This is a genomic window from Ligilactobacillus acidipiscis DSM 15836 (assembly GCF_001435755.1).
Taxonomy (GTDB): domain Bacteria; phylum Bacillota; class Bacilli; order Lactobacillales; family Lactobacillaceae; genus Ligilactobacillus; species Ligilactobacillus acidipiscis.
Genome location: NZ_AZFI01000104.1, coordinates 1 through 7,889, shown reverse-complemented (window position 1 = coordinate 7,889; position 7,889 = coordinate 1). Strand labels below are relative to the sequence as shown.

The window sequence follows — 7,889 nt, the reverse complement described above, 5'->3', positions numbered from 1 at the left end:
TTTCAGTTCAGGATCTGAAAGTTTTTCTTTAGTGTAATTTTTAAAGTATTCCCAAGTCGGATTATAGTAGATCTTTCGTTGTCGTCGCGTAGGAGTTTTAGCTAGCTGATCCAGTTCAGCCGTTGGCTGGTTTTTATCAGCTTCATAGATTTTGAATTTACGTTCGAAGCCATATTTGTCATGTCGGATACTATAATTTTTAAAGCTGAAAGAGACACCTTGATGATCAACATAAAAATCATCTGTCGCATTATAAGCCCAATTTGCCGACTTGGTCGGATCATTTTTAAATTTCCGCTTTTGTTCTTTAAGCATCATCCCATAAGGAATTAAAGGTGTTTTTTCTAAATCATCTATGATCGTACTGTAGTTGCTTTCACTGCCGTATCCAGCATCAGCTACGACATATAAGAAGTCGTTTAAAACAGCTGTTGCTTTTAAAAACGGGATCAAAGTCCTGGTATCCGTCGGGTTAGGGAAAACTTGATAGTTCAAGACATACTGATTATTGGTGGCGATTTGCAGATTATACCCGGGTTTCAGTTGACCGTTCATCATGGGATCTTCTTTCATCCGCATAAAAGTGGCATCAGGATCTGTTTTGGAAAAGCTGTTTCTACCTTGAAAAGTTGCATCATAAATAGTATATTTTTGCTTTCTCGGTAAGAAGTCTGTGGTGATCTTGTGGCGATACTTTTTAAGTTTGCGCCGCCGGCGCTTACTAAGAGAACCGCCAGGCTGTGGCGTTTTTTCTTGGGCGACTTCCTCGTCCAAATCAGCCGCTAACTGCTGCAGTTGTTGGGTCGAAAGTCCTTCTTCCGCTTTGATTGAAGTATCAACACCTGCTTGAATCATTTCATCATATAAGTCGCTCGTTTTTTGATCCAACTTGGCCTCGTTTTTTTCAGTCGCTTTACGCCAAACAAAAGAATATTTATTGGCATCAGCATTAATTTTAGTGCCATCAACAAAAATTGCTTCATCTGAAACTAAATCTTGTTCTTTCAATTGAGCGTAAAAAGAGAGATACATTTGCTTGATCAAGTCTTGCGTCGAAGAAGCAACGCGAAAACGATTGATAGTCCGATAACTAATTGAGGTGTCTTGAGTTAGCCATTTCATCGGCAAGTTCTCTTCATTTATTTGTGGAATTTTTCGCCCTGAGGTTTGTCCTTGGGAATAGGCAAAAAGCGTCATTTTAAGCAGCATTGCCGGGTGAAAAGCTTTGCGACCAGTTTGAGGAGTGTTTTTTAGTAACATGTCTGATGGCAGACTGTCAATGAAATTACTGATGATCCTCACAATATGATCTGGACGAATAGTATAAGTATATGGGATTTGGACCTCTAAAGATTCCTGATTCATGTTATAATTTTTATACACGGAGTATCTATCCTTTCTGTCTTGGGATTGGACACTTATAGAATAGCAGGGTTAGAGACTCTGTGCTACATAAAAATGAAAAAGCAGGCTGAAGAAATCAAAAATCGATTTCTCCAGCCCGTTTTCTCTTTATCAAGGCTAGTTTTATCCCAGCCCCGTTTTTTAATTAAATTATTTGATTGCTGGTGTACCCATCCAGTCAATGATTTCTTTAACTGTATCTGTGATTGCTTCTGTACCAGGTGCAAGAAGTTTACGTGGGTCAAAGCCCTTTCCCTCTTGATCTTTACCTGCTTCAATATATTTACGTGTTGCAGCAGCAAATGCTAATTGACATTCAGTATTGATGTTAAGTTTAGCAACACCCATCTTGATAGCTTTAACAACTTGTTCTTGAGGGATCCCTGAACCACCATGCAAAACAAGTGGTGTCTTGATAACGTCAGCTAATTCTTGCAAACGACCGAAATTCAAGCCCTTCCAGTTTGCTGGATATTGACCATGAATATTACCGATACCACATGCAAGATAATCAACACCTAAGTCAGCGATTTTCTTTGCTTCTTCAACGTCAGCTAATTCGCCTTCGCCGATAATTCCATCTTCTTCGCCACCAATTGAACCAACTTCTGCTTCAACAGAAATGTTCTTTGAGTGTGCTAATTCAACGATTTCCTTAGTCTTAGCGTAGTTTTCATCAAATGGCAGATCATGACCATCAAACATAACTGAAGTATAACCAGCAGCAATAGCTTCTTTAGCTGCTTCGTAGTTACCATGGTCCAAATGCATGATAACAGGAACTGTGATACCCATAACACGCATTTCTTGTTCAACTAAATTTCTAACCAATTCGTAATCGCCCATGTACTTAGCAGCACCCATTGATGATTGGATCAAAACTGGCACATTCTTCTCCTGAGCACCCTTCAAAATAGCACGCGTCCATTCAAGGTTGTTAGTGTTGAAAGCACCTACAGCATAATGTCCCTTACGAGCGTCTGCAAAGATTTTATTACCATTCACGAATGACATAAAATAGCCTCCTATAAAGTTTACGTTTAAAATTACTCTTCTTGAGCACAAAATAATTCTAACACATTTTTAGTAAAAAGCGAACTCATTTTGTGGTTTTTTTCACGTTATTTACATAACTTTATGGAAACTAAACGAAAATATCCATAATCTCTAAAACATGGTGCTTAATAATCGCTGTTTCCTAGTTCAGTGATCCGTCCACGCTCAGTGTATACGATCCATTCTGCAATATTTGTTACGTAATCACCAATTCTTTCAAAGTGATTGCCTAACTTCATATAATCCATAGCCTCTAAAGCAAAATTAGGCTGTTCTTTGATTCTCTGAATAATTATTTGGTTAACTTGTTGTAAATATTCATCAGTTTGATGATCTTTTTCAGAAATTTTGACTGCCGCATCGTCATCTATGTCCGAATAAGCCTGTAAAATATCTGTTAACATCTGTTTATCATTTTCAGCCATTTTTAACAATAAGTCAGTCAGTTCTGAATCACTTGGTGCCCCCTGTTCTCTTCTTGCTTTTTTAGCAATGTGAATAGCGTGATCAGCCAAACGTTCTAGGTCTGAACTAGCTTTTAAGATAGCAACGATTTTGCGTAAGTCACCAGCGACCGGCTGTTGTAAAGCAATTATTTGTGCTGACTTGCCCTCTAAGTGCGTCTCTTGCTCATTGATCTTTTCATCACCATCGATCACGGTTTGTGCTAAAGTCAGATCGTTGTTACGCCATGCGTCTACTGCATCACTCAAGGCCGTAGATACATTCAATCCCATTGTAATAAAATTGAGTTTAAGTTTTTGAATCTGTTGGTCAAGTAGTCTACTCATTTATTTCACTCCTCCTATCCGAACCTACCGCTCAGATAATCATCTGTTTGCTGCTTTTTTGGTTCAACAAAAATATCCTTCGTCCGACCAGTTTCAATTAAATCACCTGTCAAGAAAAAAGAAGTTGTATCCGAGATACGTGAGGCTTGCTGTAAATTATGCGTCACGATAATGCAAGTATAGTCTTCTCTTAAGGTCAACAACATCTCTTCGATCAAATCACTGGAAACCGGATCAAGAGCACTAGTGGGTTCGTCTAACAAAATAACCGAGGGCTGCACTGCTAAAACTCTAGCAATACAGACCCGCTGTTGTTGCCCACCAGATAGAGATAAAGCACTTTTACCCAGGTCATCTTTCACTTCATCCCAAACTGCTGCTTGTTTTAAACTCGTTTCGACACGTTCATCGATCAATTCCTTGTCTTTTTTCCCGCTTAGTTTCAATCCATAAGAAACATTATCATAAATCGAAAAAGGAAATGGATTAGGTTGTTGGAAAACCATGCCGACTTGTCGTCTTAATTCAACTGTATCAGTTTTTGGACTATAAATGTTTGAACCGCCAATCTCTATATTACCAGTAATTTTAACATTTGGGATCAAATCATTCATTCGATTTAAACACCGTAAATAAGTGGACTTACCACAGCCCGAAGGACCGATCAAAGCATGGATCCCGTTATCAGGAAAGTTTAAATCGATCCCTTTTAGTGCTTCATTTTCACCGTAATATAAGTGAACATTGCGCGTGGAAATATAATTATTCACCACATTACCCCCTTGTATTATTAACCAAAATTACCGGATACATAATCATCGGTTGCCTTTTTCTGCGGAAAAGTAAAAATATTCTTTGTCTTATCATACTCGATAACATGACCAAGATGAAAGAAAGCAGTATAGTCGCTGACTCTTGATGCTTGCTGCATATTATGGGTAACAATAATGATCGTATAATGTTTTTTTAATTCCATCATTGTTTCCTCAACCTTTAATGTAGAAATTGGGTCAAGTGCACTGGCAGGCTCATCCATCAGCAAAATATCTGGTTGCATAGCGATCGCACGTGCAATACACAGACGCTGTTGTTGTCCCCCGGATAAAGCCAACGCGCTAGAACCCAACTGATCTTTGACTTCTTCCCATAGTGCAGCTCGTTTCAAACTGCTTTCAACTATTTCATCTAACTTTTTCTTGTCTTTAATACCATTTTCTTTGACCGCAAACGTAATATTCTCTCTGATCGATTTAGAAAAGGGGTTGGGCCTTTGAAAAACCATCCCAATATGTTTTCTCATTTCATAGACATTGATCGCAGAAGAATTGATATCCAAACTTCTATACCAAATATTACCATCGACCTTGGCGATTCCATCATTCATCCGATTTAATGAACGCAAAAAGGTTGATTTTCCAGATCCTGACGCGCCGATCAAAGCAGTGATCTTATATCTTTCAAACTGTAGCGAACCGTCATAAAAGGCATGGTTATCGCCATAGTATACCTGTAAATTTTTAGTAGTCAAAGCCATTTCTTTTTCTTTTGGGTCAAACTGCATGATTGCAGTATCATTTAAATCATATTTCCCAACATCCATTTGCGACCCTCCGCTTTCTCAATTTGCTTTTTAGCGGCTGCGTTTGCAGCAACCAAACACTAAGATGTTTAACTTCTTGTTTAAATAGCAAGTTTTTTTATTTACCTGCAGCTGTAAATTTCCGATACAGCTTATTTCCAAGATACCGTGCCGACAAATTAAAAATCAAAACAACAATGATCAGTACGGCAGAGGTCCCAGCTGAAACGGCTGCAGCATCTGGCATAATTCCTTCGGAGTTGATTTTCCAAATATGAACAGCCAATGTTTCCGCGGGACGCGACCAATTCAACGGACTGGCTGCGTTAAACGGATTCCAGTTTGTAAAATCGATCGTAGATGCACTTTGCCCAGCTGTATAAATCAAAGCAGCGGCTTCACCAAATACCCGTCCGGCACCTAAAACGATACCAGTCACGATACCTGGCAAGGCTTCGGGAATAATTACTTTAATAACCGTTCTCCACTTGGAAAGTCCCAATGCCATCCCTGCTTCTCTTTGCAAGTCAGAAACACTATTAAGTGCTTGCTCAACGTTGCTTGTCAGTAATGGTAAGTTAAAGAAAGTTAAAGCAATCGCCCCAGCTATGATCGAGAAACCTAATTTAAACTGGACCACGAATAATAAGAAACCAAATAATCCGACAACAACTGATGGCAGGGAACTCAATATTTCAATTGACATCCGCAATATCTCAGTCAGCCAATTTTTAGGGGCGTATTCGGATAAAAAGATCCCTGCTCCTAATGAGATCGGAAAAGAAATCAACAGTGTCAAGACCAGCAAGTAAAATGAATTAAAGAGCTGGTACGAGATCCCCCCGCCTGAAACAAATTCTTGTGACGGAGATGTTAAAAAGTGCCACGAAATATGCGGAACCCCTTGAATCAAGATGCGACCGATCAGAAACGCTAAAATGATAACTACCAGTCCGGCAATGACTTTAATAGTGTTCAAGGCGAACTTATTTATTGTTTTAGGATTCATTAAAAGCGCCCCTTTCTACCGATCCATTTAACTAGCAAGTTAAAGACTAATGACATCAACAGTAATACCAGAGCCAATGACCATAAAGCATTATTACCAACGGTACCCATAACTGTATTACCGATCCCCATCGTCAAGACACTTGTTAGTGTTGAAGAAGCAGATAACAGGCCTTTAGGCATCAAGGTTGCATTACCGATCACCATTTGAACAGCCAGTGCTTCACCAAATGCACGTGCCATACCAAAGATAATTGCAGTTAAGATACCCGGCAAAGCAGCACGCAAGATAACTTTATAGATAGTTTGCCATTCGGTAGCACCAAGTGCCAGAGAAGCTGATTTATAATATCCAGGTACTGCACGCAAACTATCAACAGTTAAAGAAGTCACAGTCGGTAATACCATGACAAACAAAACAAATGCACCGGATAAGATCCCGTAACCTGAACCGCCAAAGTGAGATCTAACAAATGGGACAACAACATTCAAACCAATAAAGCCATACACAACTGATGGAATTCCAACCAGCAATTCTGTAACACTTTGTAAAAAGTTGCGTCCTCTTTTGCTAGCAATTTCTGTCATGTATAAAGCAGTTCCAACTGCAAATGGGGTCGCAAATAAAACTGCTAAAAAAGTTACCCCAAAAGAACCTGCGATCATAGGCAAGGCTCCAACTAAAGGCCGCCCATCTTTTCCCTTTGCGGTCGGTGACCAATCAGTCGTGAAGAAAAAGTCCTTTAAACTAGCATGATTTTGTGTAAAAGTTGCGACCCCTTTGGAGGCAACAAAAACGAAAATCGATAAAACGACTAATAGGATCAGCAACATTGCAGAGTAACTTAAGACTTTCCCGGTCAGTTCCTGCCTAGTTTCTTTCGATTTGCTTTGAATCTTCTCCTTGATTGGATCCATATTTAACTCCCCTTTTACTTGGGCGTAACAAGCCCGTTTTGATCTTTTTTGACTTCCATATCTCTGATCGAAATATAATCTAATCGCGAAAGTAATTTCTCTTGAATCTTGTCAGAAGTAACCAAGTATTTAATAAAAGCATTGGTTTGTTTTGACAGGTCTTTTTTTGTATACATATGTTCATAACCCCAAAGAGTCCATTTATTCGTGGTGACATTTTTAGGAGAGGGTGTTACGCCGTTTATTTTCAAGGCAACAAAAGTATCTTTCAAATAGGGAAACGAAACATAACTAATTGCCCCCGGCGTATCAGCAACCATATGCTGAACAGAACCATTAGAATCTTGCTCTTGTGCTTTCATCCTCTTGCTATTCTTGAGCACTCCTTCATCAAAAATTGCACGAGTTCCACTCCCACTAGCACGATCGATCACCACAATATCTTGGTTAATGCCGCCTAGTTGCTGCCAGTTAGTATATTTTCCCGTAAAAATTTTTTGCAGCTGTGTCATCGTCACATTCGTCACGCCTACATCTTTATTAACTATTGGAGCAACACCGATCACAGCTAATTTGTGATCTTTCAGTTTCTTTTCATCTATCCCTTTCTGCTGTGAAGCAAAGATATCAGAGTTTCCAATATCAACAGCTCCACTTTGCACCTGACTTAGTCCTGTTCCAGAACCGCCGCCTTGCACGGTGATCTTTTGTTCAAGGTTTTCTTTCCGGTATTCATGTGCACCCATTTCAACGATCGGCTGCATTGCGCTAGAACCAACAACCTGGATCGTAGAAGAATGACTTGCTTTACTAGAACTACAACCTGTTAGAACGAAGAACATGGCTACAAAAGCCCAAAGTAAATTATATTTTTTCATAGCTGTTCCTTCCTTTCATAATTATTATTTTATCTAGATTATGTAAAGACCACTTCCACTTTATGTAAAGAACGTGTAAAGATTTGGCTTTTAAAACAAAAATCTTTAAGTACATCTATTAATAGTTAATTGGCCCACAACCAAATTTACCCAGATGTTGAACAAGCTACCTGACTTGTTTTGCTGGATATTAAAACTCCCCCTACAGTTGGCTCCGGATTTTATTTGGGTCTAAACTTTTTAGTGTTGATGAGC

8 protein-coding genes are annotated in these 7,889 nt (G+C 39.2%); all 8 read right to left on the bottom strand.

Features of this window, described 5'->3' with window-relative positions; all coding sequences use genetic code 11:
• Nucleotides 1–1,383 (bottom strand): IS1182 family transposase (locus FC65_RS07435; RefSeq protein WP_056972130.1); only part of this gene is annotated, 1,383 nt, incomplete at its 3' end.
• Between the two features lie 171 nt (nt 1,384–1,554).
• Nucleotides 1,555–2,418, bottom strand: coding sequence for a class II fructose-1,6-bisphosphate aldolase (gene fba / locus FC65_RS07430; protein ID WP_056972129.1), 864 nt, complete (start codon nt 2,416–2,418; stop codon nt 1,555–1,557).
• Nucleotides 2,419–2,585: 167 nt separating this feature from the next.
• Nucleotides 2,586–3,251, bottom strand: coding sequence for a phosphate signaling complex protein PhoU (phoU, locus tag FC65_RS07425; protein ID WP_056972128.1), 666 nt, complete (start codon nt 3,249–3,251; stop codon nt 2,586–2,588).
• 14 nt (nt 3,252–3,265) lie between these two features.
• Entirely contained in the window at nt 3,266–4,021 is a 756-nt protein-coding gene (gene pstB / locus FC65_RS07420; protein WP_056972127.1) for a phosphate ABC transporter ATP-binding protein PstB, read from the bottom strand.
• Nucleotides 4,022–4,041: 20 nt separating this feature from the next.
• Nucleotides 4,042–4,851: a phosphate ABC transporter ATP-binding protein PstB gene (pstB, locus tag FC65_RS07415; protein ID WP_010498057.1), complete on the bottom strand. Its 810-nt coding sequence runs from the start codon at nt 4,849–4,851 to the stop codon at nt 4,042–4,044.
• 97 nt (nt 4,852–4,948) lie between these two features.
• Nucleotides 4,949–5,839 carry a phosphate ABC transporter permease PstA gene (gene pstA / locus FC65_RS07410; RefSeq protein WP_010498056.1) on the bottom strand — a complete coding sequence of 297 codons (891 nt, stop codon included), beginning with the start codon at nt 5,837–5,839 and terminating at the stop codon, nt 4,949–4,951.
• The gene (gene pstC / locus FC65_RS07405; protein ID WP_010498055.1) at nt 5,839–6,756 is read right to left on the bottom strand and encodes a phosphate ABC transporter permease subunit PstC; all 918 of its coding nucleotides are present in this window, start codon (nt 6,754–6,756) and stop codon (nt 5,839–5,841) included. The genes pstA and pstC overlap by 1 nt, the downstream gene beginning before the upstream one ends.
• A 14-nt stretch (nt 6,757–6,770) precedes the next feature.
• The gene (locus tag FC65_RS07400) at nt 6,771–7,634 is read right to left on the bottom strand and encodes a phosphate ABC transporter substrate-binding protein (RefSeq protein WP_010498053.1); all 864 of its coding nucleotides are present in this window, start codon (nt 7,632–7,634) and stop codon (nt 6,771–6,773) included.
• Between the last annotated feature and the right edge of the window lie 255 nt (nt 7,635–7,889).

Excerpts from the sequence above, each read along its gene's own strand:
- FC65_RS07400 (WP_010498053.1), bottom strand. The coding sequence starts at position 7,634 with ATGAAAAAATATAATTTACTTTGGGCTTTTGTAGCCATGTTCTTCGTT.
- pstA (WP_010498056.1), bottom strand. The coding sequence starts at position 5,839 with ATGAATCCTAAAACAATAAATAAGTTCGCCTTGAACACTATTAAAGTC.
- pstB (WP_010498057.1), bottom strand. The coding sequence starts at position 4,851 with ATGGATGTTGGGAAATATGATTTAAATGATACTGCAATCATGCAGTTT.
- fba (WP_056972129.1), bottom strand. The coding sequence starts at position 2,418 with ATGTCATTCGTGAATGGTAATAAAATCTTTGCAGACGCTCGTAAGGGA.
- pstC (WP_010498055.1), bottom strand. The coding sequence starts at position 6,756 with ATGGATCCAATCAAGGAGAAGATTCAAAGCAAATCGAAAGAAACTAGG.
- phoU (WP_056972128.1), bottom strand. The coding sequence starts at position 3,251 with ATGAGTAGACTACTTGACCAACAGATTCAAAAACTTAAACTCAATTTT.